This is a genomic window from Tenacibaculum geojense, from assembly GCF_042676005.1.
Lineage (GTDB): Bacteria > Bacteroidota > Bacteroidia > Flavobacteriales > Flavobacteriaceae > Polaribacter > Polaribacter geojense.
In genome coordinates, this window is sequence record NZ_JBHTJR010000022.1 from 1 (window position 1) to 567 (window position 567).

A 567-nucleotide genomic window follows, 5' to 3' on the forward strand; every position below is an offset into this window, starting at 1 on the left:
CTTTTAGTCATGCAAATACGTATGCAAATGCCTAGAATAGGCACTCGTAAATTGTATTATTTGTTAAAGGGTGAGTTTAATAGTCAAGGAATAAAAATAGGTAGAGATGCCCTATTTGACTACTTACGCTCAGAATCTATGTTGATTAAACCTAAAAAGAATTATACCAAAACCACTAACTCTAAACATTGGTTACGAAAGTACCCGAATCTAATGAAAGAAACTAAGGCAGAGTATCCAGAACAATACTTTGTCAGTGATATTACTTATGTGAAAAGTAGAGAGCGAACCCATTATCTATCGTTAGTAACCGATGCTTTTAGTAGAAAAATTATGGGGTATCACTTAAGTGATGATATGAGTGCAGAAAATGTAGTTAAAGCTTTAACTATGGCTATTAAAAATAGGATTACATCTGGACCAATGATTCATCATTCTGATAGAGGGTTACAATACTGTTCAACGATATATCAAAATAAACTAAAAAAACAAGATATAACACCCTCAATGACTGATGGGTATGATTGTTATCAAAATGCTTTAGCAGAGAGAATTAATGGAATCTTA

At 32.3% G+C, this 567-nt stretch carries 1 protein-coding gene; it reads left to right on the top strand.

The features are described 5' to 3' along the window. Nucleotides 1-567: IS3 family transposase (locus ACFQ1U_RS03765; RefSeq protein ID WP_386105473.1), on the top strand; the 567-nt coding region annotated here is incomplete at both ends.